The sequence below is a fragment of the Actinospica robiniae DSM 44927 genome, from assembly GCF_000504285.1.
GTDB lineage: Bacteria > Actinomycetota > Actinomycetes > Streptomycetales > Catenulisporaceae > Actinospica > Actinospica robiniae.
Genome location: NZ_KI632511.1, coordinates 1,613,604 through 1,630,022, shown reverse-complemented (window position 1 = coordinate 1,630,022; position 16,419 = coordinate 1,613,604). Strand labels below are relative to the sequence as shown.

The window sequence follows — 16,419 nt, the reverse complement described above, 5'->3', positions numbered from 1 at the left end:
CGGCTGAATATGTGTGCTGCGTCACCGGACGCCTCCGCGTACCCGCAGATCACCGCGAAGCCGTCCCGGAAGCATTCGACGACTCGCCCTCGTCGCCCACCGGCGATGGCGCATGGCGCTTCGGCGTGACAGCCCGGCCCCCGCCCCACTCCCGTCCTGCGCGGCAGGCGGGCTCAAAACCGATGTACGGAGGTTGTTCGTGCATGTCCTGAACCCAGTCCGACGGCGCGCGCGGCTGTTGTTCGCACTGCTGCTGGCCTTGGCGATCGCAGTGCCGTTATCCGGTACGGCCGCGCCGCGGGCCGCTGCCGCCGCTTCCGCCCTGCCCTGCGACATCTACGCGTCCGGCGGCACGCCGTGCGAGGCGGCCTATAGCACCACCCGCGCAATGTTCGCCTCCTACAACGGTCCGCTCTACCAGATCCAGCGCGCCTCGGATAACAGCACCCTGAACATCAGCCTCCAGGCAGCCGGCGGGGTCGTCAATTCGGCGCCGCAGGTCTCCTTCTGCTCCGGCACGACCTGCACGATCACCCTGCTCTACGACCAGACCGGCAATGTGAACAACCTGCCGATCTCGCCCGGCACTTCCTGCTCCGGCTGCTCGAGCGGCCTCGCCGGGCCTGGCACCAACGGCGCCGACATCGGCGCGGACGCGATGGCGCTGCCGGTCACCATCGGCGGTCAGCCGGCCTACGGCGTCCTGGTCAACAACATCGGCACCGGCTACCGCAACAACAACGTCAAGAACGTGCCCACCGGCTCGCAGCCTGAGGGCATGTACATGCTGACCTCGTCGAACCTCACCAGTGGACTGTGCTGCTTCGACTTCGGCTCGGCCGAGACCAACGACTCGGACGACGGCGACTCGACCATGAACGCCATCTACTGGGGCACGGCGTGCTGGACCGGCGGCTGCTCCGGCTCCGGCCCCTGGGTCGGCGGCGACCTCGAGAACGGCATGTACTTCAGCAACGCCGGCCCCAACCCGTCGAGCATCCCCAGCGAGACCGGCTCCTTCGTTTCGGCGTGGGAGAAGAACAACGGCACCACGAATTTCACGCTGAAGTACGGCAACGGGCAGTCCGGCGGGCTGACCCAGTCGTACTCGGGCGCGCTGCCCAACGGCTACAACCCGATGAAGGTGCAGCCCTCGATCGAGCTGGGCACCGGCGGGGACAACAGCCCGAAGGGCAAGGGTGAGTTCTTCGAAGGCGCCGTCACCGCCGGGTTCCCCACCGACGCCACCGAGAACGCCGTGCAGGCGAACATCGTTGCCGCCGGCTACACGAACAACACCACCACGTTCGCACCGAACACCGAGTCTGTGATCAGCCTGCACGCCCACGCCAACGGCAAGTACGTCGACGCGGCCAACAGCACGACCTCGCTGATCGCGGACGCCACCTCGATCGGCACGAACGAGACCTTCGACATGTTCCTCGACGAGAACGGCACGCTGAATCTGCGAGCCCACTCCGACGGCGACTGGGTCACCGCCGAGAGCAACGGCAGCTCGCCGCTGATCGCGAACCGCGGGGCCCCGGGGCCGTGGGAGACCTTCTACCTGATCCATAACTCCGACGGCAGCGTCAGCTTCCGTGCATACAACGACCAGAAGATCGTCACCGCCGAGAACGCGGGCGCGTCGGCGCTGATCGCCAATCGCACCGCGATCGGCCCGTGGGAGGAGTTCGACCTCGTCTACGACACCGTGCCGGTGAGCCTGCGCGCCCACGCGGACAACGACTACGTCACCGCGGAGAACGCCGGAGCCGCCGCACTGATCGCGAACCGCACCGCGATCGGGGGCTGGGAGACGTTCGACCTGATCCACAACAGCGACGGCAGCGTCAGCTTCCGCTCGCACGCGGACGGCGACTACGTCACCGCCGACAACGCGGGCGCATCCGCCCTGATCGCGAACCGCACGGCGATCGGCCCGTGGGAGGAGTACGACCTGATCGCGAACACCGATGGGAGCATCAGTCTCAAGTCCCACGCGAACAGCAAGTATGTCGACGCCGCGAACAGCACCACATCGCTGATCGCGGACGCGGCCACGCTCGGCACGGCCGAAGAGTTCGACCTGATCTTCGACTGAACGGCCGTCGCAGGGTTCTGCAGCGCAGTCGATGCGCCCGGACGGGGTCTGCTGTCCGGGCGCATCGACATTCGGCCGGGTTCGAGCTGAACGGGAGCCGATGGCAGTGTAAGACAAACCTCTGTGACGCCAGGTACTGTGACTTCGTGCACGTCGACGACGAGACCGCGCCCGCTGCGGCGGAGGCCCCGATCAGCCTGAACGATTTGGGCCGGGTGCGCATCCTGCGTGCCTTGGCGGACGGTCCCCGGCTGACCAGATCCGAGATCGTCGGCCGCACCGGGCTGGCCAGGGCGACCGTGGGCTCGGTCATCTACGAGCTGATAAGCGCAGGCCTGGTGCGCGAAACTCACACGGCCGGCTCGATCGGGCCCGTCGGCACGCGGAGCGGGCGGCCGCCACAACTGCTCTCGCTTGAGCCGACGGTCGCATATGCCCTCGGGCTCGACATCGGCCACGACGGCGTGCGCGCGATTCTGGCCGATGCCATCGGAACTGTGCGCTGGGAAGACTCCAAGCGGGTAGCCGTCGACGCAGAGCCCGAACACGCTCTGGACGCCGCGGGTGGATTGGTCGAAGCCGCGATATCAGAGGTAGGAGTCCCGCGAGAGAAGATCCTGGGCATCGGCGCTGGCATCGCCTGCCCAGTCGACAAGGACGGGCGACGCCTGCATGCGCAGGGCATCATGAAGGGCTGGGTCGGCATACGTCCGCTGGACGAGCTGGCCGACCGTACCGGGCTGCCCGTGCAGATCGTCAACGACGCCAACGCCGGGGTCCTGGCCGAGCGCCGCTTCGGCGCCGCGCGCGGATGCGACGACGTGCTCTATCTGCGCCTGTCCTCCGGCATCGGCGCCGGCGCCGTCTGCGCCGGCCGGATGCTGTTGGGCCACGGCGGCATCGCCGGCGAGCTCGGTCACATCGTCGTCGACCCCGCAGGCTTGCTGTGCCGGTGCGGCAACCGCGGCTGCCTGGAGACGGTGGCCTCGCCCCCCGCGATCGCGCAGCTGCTCGCGCGCAGTTGGGGCCGGCCGGTGGGAGCCGAGGACCTACCCGCCCTGCTCGCCGCCCATGACCGAGGAGCCCTGCGGGCGATCGAGGACGCGGGCGACGCCGTCGGCCGGGCGCTGGCGATCGCCGTGATGCTGCTCAACCCGCGGTTGATCGTCGTCGGCGGAGAACTGGCGGCTGGGGGCGAGACGCTGTTCGAACCCATGCGCCGCGCCATCGCCCGCAACACGATGGTCTCCCATTCCGACACCCTCAGCATCGTCCGCAGTGCCCTAGGCGACAGCGCCAGCGTCCGCGGCGCCGCAGCCCTCGTCCTCGAACGCCTCCCGGAGGCGCTGACAGCGGTCCTTGTGAGCGCGTAGCTCGGTTACGCGAGCTGATAGGTAGGCATCTTGGGATGGTTTGCGGGGCGGCTTTCGCACGATCGGCTGATCTCGGACTGAATCGTCCGCGGGCTCGGGACGGCTGCGCTGAACTGAGGATGACGACGCGCAAGCCGTATCGCAGCGATCTGTCGGACGCCGAGCGGGCGGTGATCGAGCCGGAGCTGGCCGCGTGGCGTGCGCCTCGGCTCGAGCGGAAGGTCAGCTCGAATCACCCTCTGCACGATTTGCGTGAGATCGTGAACGCGGTCCTGTACGTCAACCGCACGGGATGGGCCTGGGAGTACATCCCGCACGACTTCCCGCCCTCAAGACGGTCTACGGGTACTTCGCCGCCTGGCGCGACGACGGCACGAGCGAGCACATCCACGACGTGTTGCGCCGCCGGCTACGCCGGGCACGCGGACGCACCGAGGAGCCGGGCGCGGTGGCCATCGACTCCCAGACCGTCAAAGCCGCCGCGAACGCGCAGGCCGAGACCGTCGGATACGACGGGAACAAGAAGACCAAGGGCGGCAAGCTGCACATCGCCGTCGACACCATCGGCCTGCCGATCGTGCTCGGCGTCTCCGCGGCGAGCCTCGGCGACTCCACGGTCGGCCGGCAGGTCCTCGACCACCTCACCCCGAGCGTGACGAAGGCGTGGGTCGACGGCGGGTACAACGCGAAGGTCCTCGAACACGGCGTGGACCTCGGCGTCGACGTCGAGGTCGTACGCCGCGACACAGCGTTCGCCAGCTTCAAGGTGCTGCCACGCCGGTGGGTGGTCGAACGCACCTTCGGCTGGTTCATGCTTCACCGCCGCCTGGCTCGCGACTACGAGACATGACAGGAAGGCTCACAGGCAATGATCCATTGGTCGATAATCGGCATCATGGGCCGAGCCCTTACGGGCAACTCCACGCCCACCTGGCAGGAACCTCGATTTATGTAGCAGACACTCCAAACTGTCCCAAGGTGCCCACTAACGGCGCCTATGGTAAAGAACTGCCCCCGCGAACGCGGGGACGACCGGGCCGGAGTCGACGCGACCGGCACCGCCACGGAACTACCCCCGCGAACGCGGGGACGACCCGTCCAGAGCGACCGAGGTACCGAGCTCCGATGCGTCAGCAACGCGTGAAATCCCTTGCCGAAGTCTGTTCCACGGAGACCCTTACGAGCGGACTGCGCGGACCGGCCGCCGGACTCGGTGGCTCTCTGCGCTGGCCGTACGGCCACGGGGACTGTCTCGTTTTTCGTGTCTGCTGGCATATGGCTGACAAACGATCAAAAGACCGGCCTCAGAGTTATCTGAGACCGGCCCTGACCTGTGACTTCGTGGTGGGCGATACTGGGATCGAACCAGTGACCTCTTCCGTGTGAAAAAAAAAAGAAGCGTTCACCTTATATCAACATAGAGATATCTTTATTGTGGCTGTGACCTGCATGGATCCTGCTCCCATTATAGCGTCCACGGCGAGTTGTCGCGTTCGACGCTGTAGGGCGTTGATCTGATGGTGTGCCAGGTCCCATCGTTGGTCGTCTGTGCTCCCACGTTCGCGCGGCGCTGATGGCCGGGCCTCGGGCGTGGCGGCGGCCACGAGGTGTCGCCGGCGAGTTCGGCGCGGATGTCTCAAAGGACCGGGCTGCCGGTCGCTGACCAGGACGGGAGTCAGCTGTTCGCCGGGGGCCGGCTGCGGATATCTTTCCGGCGCGGTGAGGTTGATGACGTGCTGACGCGGATCGTCGCGGCGTTGGCGCCGCAAGAAACGGCGGGGGTCGTGGCCGGGGGCATAGGTATGCGCGTGTCGGACGACCGTGTTGCGACTGCTCCCAGAATGTGGGGGCGGCCGAACTCTTCCTCGGGCACGGAAGGTGTCGTGGATGCGTTTTGCCCAGGTTGGCGCGGGTGGGACGTACGTGCGGAGAAGGCGGACGACGTATCTTGCTCCCAAGGCCCTGCGATCATTTCGGGTACTGCAGCGGTGCGTAAGAGTTCACGGGTGCTGCCCCCGAGATAGGGGAGATGGAATCGCCCCAGGTCATCGGCATGAGCAGCCGATTTCGGTGAGATGCTGTGAGCGCGGTTGTGGCTGTCGGGTGTTGGCTTGTAGGCGCCGCGTGACTGAGAAGTCGGCGTGTTCGACCCCATCGGGTGGTTCCGCTGTGGCCGTGCGGCTCGGCGGTCCCTGGCGTGAGCGAGCCCGGGGCCGGTGCCGATTGGCCTGTAGTGCACGGGTGAGTCTTTTATCAGGGCTTATTCACCGTTCAGGGTTGTGTTCATGCGGCTGCCGGCTGTCCGGGCGAGTTGCGCGCCTGGCGCGGGGGCAGATGCCTGCTCGCCGGCCCGGATGGGCGGCTGACTGCTGGAGGGCCGTGACTGCGGCTCGGCGCGGTTGTGGCGGTTGTTGCGTGTGGAGGTGTGTGGTGGCGTGGGTGGAGCGGCATGGGGCGGTTTTCCGGGTGCGGATGCGGACGTCTGAGGGGCGGACGGTGTCGATCGCGAAGTGCGGGACGTGGGAGGAGGCGTATGGGGTCGTGTTGGCGGTGCCGGGGGTGCCGGTCGATGCGGCGGCCAGGCGGGCGCGGCGTGAGCTGGCGCGTTCGCTGGCGGTGTGGCAGGGCGCGGTTCGTCCCCGGCCGGGCTCTGATCCGAGTGTGGAGGGGTGGGTGGTGGCGTGGCGGGCCGGGCTGTGCGTGCGGGCCTCAACCGCGGCGAAGTACGACTCGCATCTGCGTGTTCACATCCTGCCGCGGTTCGGGCGGGTACGGCTCTCGCAGCTGAGCAGGGTGGAGATCAAGTCGTGGGCGGGTGTGCTGGCCGAGTCGATGCACGGCTCGTCGGTGTGCTCGATTCTCGCTTTGTTCTGCGGGATTCTTGCCGAGGCGGTGCGCGAGGGGCTGATGCCGTTCAATCCGGCGCTGCGGCTGCGCGCGGCCTCGGACCGCCCGCAGGAGCGCGCTGTGGCCGAGCCGCGGCAACTGCGCATGCTGGCGGCGCGGATGCCGGGCGGCGCCGGGCTGATGACGGTGACCGCGGCGTACACGGGGATGAGGTGGGGCGAACTGGCCGGGCTGCACCGCGACAGCCTCGTGCTGGCCTCACGTCGCGGGTACCAGCCGCACGGGGTCGCGCCGTTCATCAGAGTCGATCCACTCTGCGGGGCGCTGCACGAGGTGGCCGGCCGGTTGGAACTGGGGCCGCCGAAGACCGGCGCGGGCGCGCGCCTGGTGCACCTTCCGCCGTTCCTTGCCGAGATGCTCGCGGCCCACCTCGATCAGCACCCTTACCCGTATGTGTTCACGGGCGGGCGCGGAGGCTGGTGGCACCGGAGCGCGTTTCGCAGACAGGTGTGGCTGCCCGCGCTCGCCGGCGATCCAGGGCACGTGGATGCGGCCCGAGGTCAAACGCTGCTCGGGTCGATGACCTTCCACGGGCTCAGGCACTCTCACAAGACGTGGATGGCGGAATTGCACACGTCCGCCTCGCTCCAGGACTACCGGCTGGGCCACCTACCGCGCGGAGTCCAAGGGCGCTACGAGCACCACACCCCAGGCATGATCCTCCGGCTCACAGACGACCTCGAACATCTATGGCACGCCTCCGCCCGATTCCCGGAGCCGGCCACCGCCAACCCGCCCGAGCGGGTTCCGGGCGGAGCCATGCGGCAGATCACTAATTAGAACTGACGGTTCGTCGGAAGAAATCAAACGACGAAATCGAGCCACGGGCTGCTGGGAGGCTGGCGATGCAGATGGTGCACGTGCGGGCCGTCAGCCCGTCCGCGCTGATCGACCAGGTCGATCAGGTGCTCTCCGGCAATCCGTGCGTCTTCGCCCTCGACGTCGCACGTGGCGCGGCGCGCAGCCCGGACGGCGAGCGTCGAGTGCGATGTGCTGACCAGCGCGGTGAACGAGGTGCTCGGCTCGCTGCGGGCCATGGGGCTCGAGGAGCGCGGGTCGATCACGGTGAAGTTCATCGAGCTCGCCGCCTGCCGGCTGGCCTCGGATACTGAGACGGCGCGGCTCGGCAAGCTCGCGTCGGCTCCGTGGTGGGTCGACCTCGATGCACGGATCGAGGCCGAGGCGAGCTTCGTCCCCAGCCTCTTCCTGCTCCTCGTGATCGCCGGGCTGATCGCCGCCATCGGCATCGTCAGCAACTCGCAGATCTGATCGTCGCCGCGATGGTCGTCGGCCCGGAGTACGGGGCGATTACCAGCGTCGCCCAGGGCCTCGACCAGCGCGTCTGGCGGCGGGTAGCCGAGGGCTCGCCGCCCTGTTCTTCGGCTTACTTGCGGCCATCGTCGCAGCGTTCCTCTTCAGTCTCCGGGTGCGCGGCTTGGATCAGCAGTCGAAGGCGTTCACGCTCTCCGGCCGGTCTCGGACTTGATCAACACGCCGAACTTCCTGTCCTTCTTGGTGGCGCTGCTGGCCGGGATCGTCGGCATCGTCTCGTTGGCCGAGTTGCGCACGAGCGCGCTGTTGGGCGTGTTCATCTCCGTCACCACGATCCCGGCTGCTGCGGACGTGGGCGTCTCCCTCGCGTTCGAAAGCTGGTCGGAAGCCTGCGGCTCGGTGCTGCAGCTGCTGCTCAACGTCGTCGTGCTGATCCTGGCCGGCGCGATCGCGCTGCGTGTACAGCGGTGGGCATGGCGTCGCACGCCCGGCGCGCCGGGCGTGCGACGGCTGCCTGAAGAGCGATGATTCGTCGCCTTTGCGACATATGGCGACGCGGAGAGTACGCTAACGATGTATGGGGAGTTCTTTGGATGCTTGGGTTTCGCGGGATGACTGGGCCTCTACCTGGCCGCGCGCCGATACGAGGGTCGCGAAGCCTCCGGAGCTGATCTTTTGCGGCGTGTCCGGTTGCGGAAAGAGCACCATCGGCCGACGCGTGGCGCGCGAGCTGCGCACTCCGTTCGTCGAGGGCGACGACCTGCACGTATCGGGGAACATCGCCAATATGGAGGCCGGTCGGCCGTTGAGCGACAACGACCGGTTGCCCTGGTTGACCGCGCTGTCCGCGCGGCTTGGCGCGATGGCGGTGGAAACCGGCGGGGTGATGGCCTGCTCGGCGCTCAAGCGGGTGTATCGCACGGCGCTGGCCTCAGCGTCGGCGGACGTGTACTTCGTCCTGTTGGCCATCGAGAAGGAAGCGGCCTTGGAACGCGTCTCGCACCGTGCCGACCACTTCATGCCGTCCGAACTGGTCGACTCGCAGTTCGACCAATTCGAGCCGCTTGCCCCGGAGGAACCGGGCATCGTCCTCGACGCGCTCGCCGACCCCGACGAGAACGTCAAGCGGACACTCGACTTCATCATCCAGCTCCGCGCGTAGCGAGCTCTTGGCCCGGAGGTCATGGAGATGATCGGCGACGCACGAGCGGGTCGACTCTGTTGACGACGTGCTCCAGCGGTTCCTCGCGCACGACGCGTTCAGCCGCCGCGCGGATGCCGGCCAGCAGCCGGTCCCGGCTCTGCCGGGTCGTGCCGGCTGCATGCGGGTGAAGCAGGATCCGCCGGTCGCGAAGCAGGGGACTGTCCGCGGGCAAGGGCTCGGTCTGGAAGACGTCGAACGCCGCCGCCAGCCTGCCGCCGCGCACCATCCGGGCGACCGCCTCCTCGTCGACGATGCCGCCCCGGCCGACGTTGACCAGGACCGCATCCTGAGGCAGGCGCCCGAGCAGATCGCCGGAGAACAGTCCACGGGTGTCGTCGACCAGCGGGATCGCCACGACGAGTACGTCGCTGCGGGCGACCAGGTCGGGCAGTTCGAGCCAGGGCCGGGGACCAGGGCGATGGTCGCGGAGCGCCGGAGCAGCCAGGCCGCAGTCGGAGCCCACGCTCTCATGTAAATAGGTGGCGAAGGACTGAAACCACGCATGTCAGCCGCGAATCATGGTTGGCCAACGTTATGCATGATAAGGGTAGCGGCAGTCGAACCCGCAGGTCAGCGCCATGTGGCTTGTGCGAGCTTGAGCGGCACGGCGCAGTGCACGCTCGATGGCGACCCAGGCAAACGGACGGAATCGGACAGCAATTTCATGGGTGAAACAGGAACATGCAGGCCACAGGCATGGTGCGGAACGTAGTCGATTGGTCGCACACTATCACGCATAATCTCTCCTGTAGCTCGTGGGAGCCAGTGGCCTACGAGTATTCATAGGCCACTGGCTCCCACCCAGCAGGATGCTTTGATTCTGTGCGGATCACTGCCGTCCGCTACCGGTTTTCGCGCGGCATCTTCACCAGATTTTCCACATCTTAGAGATCTGATATACTGCGCCCCGGCGAGGGCGCTATCTGGGGCGCTGTATCAAGATCAGCACTCGGAACTGAAGCAAGACGTCCGCAGGGGTGCGGGTGATGCCCCATTCGCCGGGCGCAGACTGAGGCCAGGGCCTCTGCGTTCTCAGTGGCTGAGACCGAGGAGTGCGAGGGTGTCGTTGCGGTGGTCGCGCATGTGGTCGGTGGCGGCTGCGATGTTGGTCCAACCCAGGAGCTTGAGTAGCGCGAGTGCGAGGTTGCGGAGGCCGGCCATGACGCGCGGGGTGCTGCCGGTGCGGATCCGGCTGGCGTCCTCGCGCCAGGTCACGTCTCTGATGTGGTGCATTGCCTCGATGCCCCAGTGCTCGCGGGCGGCCTGGCCGAGCTTGACCGGCCCGGCCTGCTCGGAGGTGAGGCTGGTTATCGCGTAGGCGACCTCCTTGGTCCCGGCCCCGGGCGCCTTGCCTACGGCGCGACGGCGGGTGATCCGGATGACCTGTGCGGCGTGCGGGAAGTCGATGCCGTCGCACGGCGCGGTGCGGGTGATGCGCCTCTCCCGCCGCCCGTGGCCGATATCGAACGTCTCGGCGCTCGTGCCGGCCCGCTCGTGCTCGGCGTGGGAACCGGGAGCGAGCAGGTCCTGGGCCTGACGCAGGATCGAGGGTTGATTATCCTTCAGGAACAGCAGGTAATGCCCGCCTGCTGCGACGACGGCCTCGGCGGTGGCGCGTTGGGCGTGCAAGGCGTCCGCGGTAACCAGCAGGCCCGTGAGATCGACCCGGCCGAGCAGGTCCGGCAGCGCCGGGATCTCGTTGCTCTTGTCGGCGACCTGGACTTGCCCGATCACGCAGCCGGCCTCGGGCCGGTAGAGCGAGACCAGGTGCGGGCGGGTGCCGTCGGGCCTTGCCGCGCCGCGCACGCTCTTGCCGTCCGCGGCGGCCACCGGCAGCCGTGCCCCGTCGGCCTGGGCGCCGGCGTTCCTCGGGCGAAGGGCATCACGCTCGGTGCTTCGCAGCATCCCGGCCAGCCACGACCCGCACAGCATGTCCACCTCGTCCCCGTCGAGCACCTTCAGCGCCCGACCGAAGGTGGTGTCGGCAGGGCGCAGATTCCGGCCGGTGGCGCCGAGCCGATACAGGAACTCGTCGTCGGCGCTGCGGGTACGCCGAACCACCTCGACCATGGACTTCGCCCCGGCCAGCACCGCCGTCAACGCAGCGGCCAGCAGGAAGCCGAGCCGGTAGCGCCGCCCCCGGGCCCGGCGCCGGTCCGGGATCAGCCCGAGCACCTCGATCAAGGCCATCACCTGTCCGTCATCAAGCTCCACCGCCTCCACCCCGGCTGCGGCCAACTGGCCGGACACGACCTCGATGAGGGAAGATGACACGCGGGCACGGCTCCTTGGATCGCATGGCCTCGAGAACCAGACGATCATCAGGGACCGTGCCCGCCTACATCAAACCTCTGGGCTGACATCAACCCGCCACAGAGCTCAAGCCGTCCGCGCCAACCTCACCCCGTCCATCAACTGAGAACGCAGAGGCCCTGAGACTGAGGCTGGCTGTGGCCGCGCCCGCCGTTGGGCGGCCGCATCGTCGATCTGCCCCGTTTCTCGTCCCGCTGCTGGCCCGGGCGAGAGGAGCTCCTTGTCTGCAGCGATCGCGCAGCGTAGCAGTCACCTTTTCGCCGACATGCCCACTTGTCATCGTTTCGATGACACGTTAAATCGAAGGCGTGAGCGCATCGGCACTGTCGATGACCTGGAGGCGAGTGTCATGTTGATGCGCACTGATCCGTTCCGTGAGCTCGAACGGGTGGCCTCGCAGTTGCTGGGTACGGGCACCGGTAACCCGCGCATCCGAACCCGATTCCCATGGACGCTTTCCGCGAGGGCGATCAGTTCGTGGCCTGTTTCGATCTGCCCGGCATCTCGCTGGAGGCGATCGATCTGGGCATCGAGCGCAACGTGCTGACGGTCAAGGCCGAGTGGCGCCCGGTGCAAGTCGGCAAGGATGTCGAGATGCAGGTGGGCGAGCGGCCCGTCGGCGTGTTCTCCCGCCAGCTATTCCTGAGTGAGACGTTGGATGCCGAGCGCATCGCTGCGGACTACCGCGGCGGGGTGCTGACCTTGCGGATCCCGATCGCGCTCGGCGCGAAACCCCGCAAGATTGCGATCACCAGCGCGGACGAGCCCCATCAGTTGACCGGGTGGCCCATTATCCAGGTGTCGAGATACACGGGGGAGCCCCACCTGCTCCTACGGCAGCCTCGCCGTCTTTTCCTGGGAGACGTCCAGCTCACTCCACACCTGCGGAAATCCGCCGAGGTCGAGCTGTCGGCAGATATTCTGCGCGGCCATGCCGATAGCCTCGGTCACGGTCGGGAAGGCATAGGAAAGGCCTGCGATCTGTTCGATGGTCATCCCGGCGGCCATCATCGCTGCGGCGACCTGCACGATTTCGGCAGAATACTCGCCGAGCACGTGCGCGCCGACCACGGAGCGGTGGGAACGGTCGACCAGGAGCTTGCAGAATCCGTCCGGGCGCCCGTCGACAACCGGGCGCACCAGGTCGTCGTAGCGCGCGACCGCGGACACCACCTCGCCGTTCAACGCGGCCGCAGGCTCGGTAAGGCCGACCTGACCGTACTCGGGGTCGGTGAAACTGCCGGTGGGGATGATTTCGTAATCGGCGCGCTGAACCGGGCCGAGTACTGCGTTGCGCCCGGCGATCCGTCCCTCGCTGCGCGCGGTCTGCACCAGCTTGTAGTGCCCTGTGACGTCTCCCGCGGCGAAGATGTGCTCGACGTTCGTGCGCAGATACTCGTCGACCACCAGCCCGCCGCGTCCGGCGGCGACCCCGGCCCGTTCCAGACCGAGCGTCTCGATGTTCGCCGGCCAGCCGATCGCCGCGAAGACCGCATCGCCGATGACTCTGTCCGATCCGTTCGGGCCGCGGTAGGTGACGGTGATCCGGCTTGCGTGCTTCTCAAGGCGCTCGACAAGTGTGCCGGTGTGTATTGTCAGACCCCGTGCTTCGAACGCCGAGCGCATACCGGCGGACACGTCCGGGTCGGCGCTCGCGAGCAGCGCGGGCGTGGCCTCGAACACGGTCACCCGGATCCCGAAGTCGCCCAGGATCGAGGCGATCTGGCAGCCGGTGTCCGCTCCGCCGATGATCACGGCGTGCTCGGGCAGGGCTTTGAGTGTGAGCAGGTCGTCGTAGGTCGAGGCGAGTTCACCGCCGGGAACCGGCAGCGCGGCGGCGCGCCCTCCGACCGCGATGATCACCCGGTCCGCGGTCCAGACATGTCCGTCATCGGCTTGGATCGTATGATCGTCGGCGAAGCGCACAACTCCGGTTCCTTCGACCAGATCGATGCCGCTGGCGCGAAGATGCTCGGCGAGGTGCTTGCGTTCGTGTGCGTACCGGGCGACGCGGGCGGCGTTGCCCTGCAACGCCGCGAGATTTGGCACCGGCGGCGCACCCTCGAGCCCGAACCGCGTCCAGGAACCCCAGTCGCGGGCCAGGCGGGCCGCACGTGCGAGGGTGCGCACGGGCGCCGGGCCGCGGTTCAGACTCGTCCCACCGACCTGATCGGCCTCCAGCAGCGTGACCTGCGCGCCGAGCTCGCATGCGTGAAGGGCGGCCGACATGCCCGCCGGACCGCCTCCCACCACCAGCACCTTCATCGGGTCTCGCATTCGTCGTCGGTACCGCTCCGCGCGGGCTGCGCGGCAGCGGGGCACTCCTCATCCCCGCCGACGGGGCTACAACCAAGTCAACCGGTGTGGTGCGCGGTAGGAGAGATCGACTGCTCCGAATGCCGGAACGCCGCTCACCCCGCCGCGTGGGAGCGCTGTGGGTGCAGATAATGCGTCCGTGCTGGTTAGGCGGCATAGTCTTATTCGTGCAGTATCCCGCCGAGTCGCTCGCGTCTTCGGACCTGCAGATCGATGACCTGGGCGCGGTCGTTGATCGGTTCGGGTTCCGCCCGCAGCGGCGCGCCTCGTTTGGGGGCCCGGTGCGGCCGGTCGAGGTCGTAGTAGATCTCGAACTGGTACAGCGCCTTGAGGCGGTGTGCCCAGCTGCGGACTAGCATCCGGTCGAGCAGTTCGCGTCGGCAGGTGCCGATCCAGCGTTCCATGATCGCGTTCATGTGCGCCATGCGCACACCGGACAGCACCACCGTGATGCCGGCCTGCCGCACGATCTCGGCGAAGAACGGCGGGTAGCGCGCGTCGCGGTCGCGGATCAACTATCGGACGGCGGCTTCGACGTCTTCCAGGTCCAGAATCAGACTCTTGGCGGACTGCGCCATCCATGCGGCGGTCGGATGGGCGGTGGAGCCCAGGATGCGGATGCGGCGGGTGGCATGCTCGATCAGGGACGGGCCGGAGATCTTCTGTTCGGCCAGCGTGACGGTCTCGAAGAAGCCGCAGGCCACGATCACTTCGGCCTGGCTGTGCAGGAACCGCGCCCAGGTTGTCGACTGCCGCCGCGGCGCCGGGTCGATGCCGGCCTGCTTGAGGATCTCCCAGGCGGTCGAGGGCGCCACGACGATGCCGAGCAGCGCGGTACCCCCAGCCACTGTCCACCAGCCGGATCTGGAGCACAGCACGGTTACGTCCGGGGACGTGGTCAACGCCGCCGCGTTAGCGCTGATGAGTAGTTGTCCAGTCGGTTCCCGGCCTTGCAAGCAGCAACGGAACTCCGGTAAATCAGCTTTCGACCAAGAAGGCTGATCAAGGAGTTCCGTTGCAGGACAAGTGTGTCATCACGCGGGTGGTGGCGGTAGCCGCGGGGGCGTTTGCTCCCGGCCAGCTCGGCGAGCTGACGCAGATCGTCGATTTCGCCCTGGTGGACGCGGTGATCGCGCAGGCCGGCGTGCTGCAGCGGCGGGTGCGGCTGCTACCGGCGCGGGTCGTGGTGTACTTCGTGCTCGCGTTGGCGCTGTTCGAGGACTGCGGCTGCCGGGCGGTGTGGGGCAAGCTGACCTGCTCGCTGGGCGGGCTGGCTGCGACGTGCCCACATTCCTCCTCCTTCGCCCGTGCCCGGCGTCGGCTGGGTGCCGAGCCGCTCAAGGGCGCTGTTCGACGCGGTCTCCGGCCCCGTGGCCCGGCGCGAGATGCCGGGAACGCGCTGGCGGGGGCTGCGCACGGTGGCGATCGACGGCACCGGACTGCAGGTGGCCGACCGCGAGGCGGTCACCGCACGTTACGCCGAGCGCGGGAGCGCCCGCGCGACCGGATATCCGCTGCTGCGCCTGGTTCTGCTGGTGGAGACCGGCACGCGTGCGGTGATCGGCGCGGTGTTCGGCCCCGAGTGTGAAGGGGAGCAGGTGTACGCGGCGCGGCTGCTTGACCGGCTGGGCGCGGGGATGCTGCTGCTGATGGACGCGGCGTTCGACGGCTGGCAGTTGCTGCGCGACGTGCAGGCCACGCAGGCGCACTATCTGGTGCGCTCGGGCGCCAGGCGCTGCCCGACGATCCAGAGCCGGCTGCCGGACCGCTCGTACCTGGCCCGGCTCGGCGGCGGCAGGCTCGCGGTGCGCGTCATCGAGGCCTGGGTGACCGTCACGCTGCAGGACGGGAGCGTGCGCCGGGAGCAGTGGCGCCTGATCACCGATCTGCTCGACCGCCGGCGCTACCCGGCCGGGGACCTGCTGGCGCTGTACCACGATCGGTGGCAGGCCGAGACAGCGTACGCGAACTTGAAGACGAGGTTGATCGACGGGCGGGTGCTGCGCTCGGGCCGGCCGCAGGAGATCGAGCAGGAGCTGTGGGGCGTGCTGACGGTGTACCAGGCGCTGATCCGGCTCGCCGCGGACGCCGCGGCGAGCCGCCCGGCTGGATATGGACCGGTTCAGCTTCACCGTCCTGCTCGGCACGGCCCGCGACCAGGTCGTCCTGGCCCACGGGGTGTTCCCGGACGAACCGGTCGCACTGGTCGGCGCTATCGGCCGGGTGCTGCTGGCGAGCCTGCTGCCGGCCCGACCACGCAGGCGGATGAAGGCCAGGAGCCTGAAGACCATGACCAAGTACGCCTCGAACTTCGGGAAACATCCCGCCACCTGCCAGAACTACACCTTCCACGCCGAGATAGCGATTATGGAGGAGGGGGTTGCCACACGGCCACGAAGCTAAACGCAGCGGCGTTGGGGACGTGGTGTAGGGCTGATCTTCCCGATGGAGTGATGCTGCCTCGTATGGCGGGCGTGGTGCCCGAATGCGAGGCGGCCACCGGCTGATCCTTCGAGAACGACCAAGAACTCGAAGACAGGATCAGATCGATGACCGCTGTAGACAGTCTGCCGTTCGCCGCCGCGTTGGAGGAGAACCTCGCGTCGGCGAGTCCCGACTTGCTCCGGGCGATGGTCGCCCTCTTCGCCCAGCAGCTGATGGGCGCCGAGGCCGACGCGCTGTGCGGCGCCGAGTACGGCCAGGTCAGCGCCGGGCGGGTGAACTCACGCAACTGTAAGTTGCAGGGGTGTTGATCTGCCCGGCAGGCTGACCCGTCCCGCAACTAGCCTGGTTGAGGCTGCTCCCCAGACCGTGGTGCACTTCGGTGTGGCGAGCAATCGTGTTTGTAATCAGCGGGGCTGGTCGGCCCGGCCAACGAGGATGCTCCGCACGAGCGGCGGTTCGTCGGTGACCGCGTACAGGACGCGGAA

At 67.9% G+C, this 16,419-nt stretch carries 12 protein-coding genes and 4 pseudogenes; 11 read left to right on the top strand and 5 right to left on the bottom strand.

Going from position 1 to position 16,419, the window contains the following annotated elements; translation table 11 throughout:
* The first annotated feature begins 199 nt into the window (after positions 1-199).
* The 7 genes and pseudogenes from ACTRO_RS42945 to ACTRO_RS07015 all read left to right on the top strand — a co-directional run bounded on the left by ACTRO_RS42945 (position 200) and on the right by ACTRO_RS07015 (position 8,818).
* A complete protein-coding gene (locus tag ACTRO_RS42945; RefSeq protein WP_245594316.1) occupies positions 200-2,104 on the top strand; it encodes an arabinofuranosidase catalytic domain-containing protein in 1,905 nt (634 codons plus the stop codon).
* 146 nt (positions 2,105-2,250) lie between these two features.
* Entirely contained in the window at positions 2,251-3,477 is a 1,227-nt protein-coding gene (locus ACTRO_RS07035) for an ROK family protein (protein WP_051450438.1), read from the top strand.
* A gap of 119 nt (positions 3,478-3,596) precedes the next feature.
* Positions 3,597-4,432, top strand: a pseudogene (locus tag ACTRO_RS07030) (IS5 family transposase).
* A 1,541-nt stretch (positions 4,433-5,973) separates the two neighbouring features.
* Positions 5,974-7,164 carry a tyrosine-type recombinase/integrase gene (locus tag ACTRO_RS07025; RefSeq protein WP_169739841.1) on the top strand — a complete coding sequence of 397 codons (1,191 nt, stop codon included), beginning with the start codon at positions 5,974-5,976 and terminating at the stop codon, positions 7,162-7,164.
* Between the two features lie 168 nt (positions 7,165-7,332).
* Positions 7,333-7,653, top strand: coding sequence for a hypothetical protein (locus ACTRO_RS48725; protein ID WP_211244141.1), 321 nt, complete (start codon positions 7,333-7,335; stop codon positions 7,651-7,653).
* Between the two features lie 213 nt (positions 7,654-7,866).
* The gene (locus ACTRO_RS48720) at positions 7,867-8,184 is read left to right on the top strand and encodes a DUF389 domain-containing protein (RefSeq protein WP_211244140.1); all 318 of its coding nucleotides are present in this window, start codon (positions 7,867-7,869) and stop codon (positions 8,182-8,184) included.
* Between the two features lie 139 nt (positions 8,185-8,323).
* Positions 8,324-8,818 carry a gluconokinase gene (locus ACTRO_RS07015; RefSeq protein WP_034273529.1) on the top strand — a complete coding sequence of 165 codons (495 nt, stop codon included), beginning with the start codon at positions 8,324-8,326 and terminating at the stop codon, positions 8,816-8,818.
* A 19-nt stretch (positions 8,819-8,837) separates the two neighbouring features.
* On the opposite strand, the gene ACTRO_RS07010 is transcribed toward ACTRO_RS07015, so the two are convergent.
* Positions 8,838-9,323, bottom strand: a complete 486-nt coding sequence (locus tag ACTRO_RS07010) for an NAD(P)-dependent oxidoreductase (protein ID WP_051450437.1) — start codon at positions 9,321-9,323, stop codon at positions 8,838-8,840.
* Positions 9,324-9,892: 569 nt separating this feature from the next.
* Entirely contained in the window at positions 9,893-11,134 is a 1,242-nt protein-coding gene (locus ACTRO_RS07005) for an ISAs1 family transposase (RefSeq protein WP_051450303.1), read from the bottom strand.
* Between the two features lie 388 nt (positions 11,135-11,522).
* On the opposite strand from ACTRO_RS07005, the pseudogene ACTRO_RS50810 reads away from it, so the two are divergent.
* Positions 11,523-11,935: pseudogene (locus ACTRO_RS50810) on the top strand (Hsp20/alpha crystallin family protein); the annotation flags it as partial.
* Positions 11,936-12,004: 69 nt separating this feature from the next.
* On the opposite strand, the gene ACTRO_RS50250 reads toward ACTRO_RS50810, so the two are convergent.
* The 3 genes from ACTRO_RS50250 to ACTRO_RS48710 form a co-directional block, all read right to left on the bottom strand.
* Positions 12,005-13,450 carry a dihydrolipoyl dehydrogenase family protein gene (locus tag ACTRO_RS50250; RefSeq protein ID WP_084316038.1) on the bottom strand — a complete coding sequence of 482 codons (1,446 nt, stop codon included), beginning with the start codon at positions 13,448-13,450 and terminating at the stop codon, positions 12,005-12,007.
* Positions 13,451-13,650: 200 nt separating this feature from the next.
* On the bottom strand, positions 13,651-14,004 hold the full coding sequence (locus ACTRO_RS48715) for an integrase core domain-containing protein (RefSeq protein WP_211244139.1): 354 nt from the start codon (positions 14,002-14,004) through the stop codon (positions 13,651-13,653).
* Positions 14,005-14,337 (bottom strand): hypothetical protein, encoded by a 333-nt coding sequence (locus tag ACTRO_RS48710; RefSeq protein WP_211244138.1) that lies wholly within the window; start codon positions 14,335-14,337, stop codon positions 14,005-14,007.
* Positions 14,338-14,531: 194 nt separating this feature from the next.
* Between ACTRO_RS48710 and ACTRO_RS51330 the strand changes: the two are divergent.
* From ACTRO_RS51330 to ACTRO_RS06985, 3 genes and pseudogenes are all read left to right on the top strand, one after another.
* A pseudogene (locus tag ACTRO_RS51330) lies at positions 14,532-14,771 on the top strand (transposase domain-containing protein); the annotation flags it as partial.
* Between the two features lie 25 nt (positions 14,772-14,796).
* Positions 14,797-15,996, top strand: a complete 1,200-nt coding sequence (locus ACTRO_RS06990; protein ID WP_051450435.1) for a transposase — start codon at positions 14,797-14,799, stop codon at positions 15,994-15,996.
* Positions 15,997-16,038: 42 nt separating this feature from the next.
* Positions 16,039-16,221, top strand: a pseudogene (locus ACTRO_RS06985) (transposase); the annotation flags it as partial.
* Positions 16,222-16,419: the final 198 nt, after the last annotated feature.

Bases quoted from the DNA above. Each gene is read 5' to 3' on its own strand.
- ACTRO_RS50250 (WP_084316038.1), bottom strand. From the start codon at position 13,450: ATGCGAGACCCGATGAAGGTGCTGGTGGTGGGAGGCGGTCCGGCGGGC.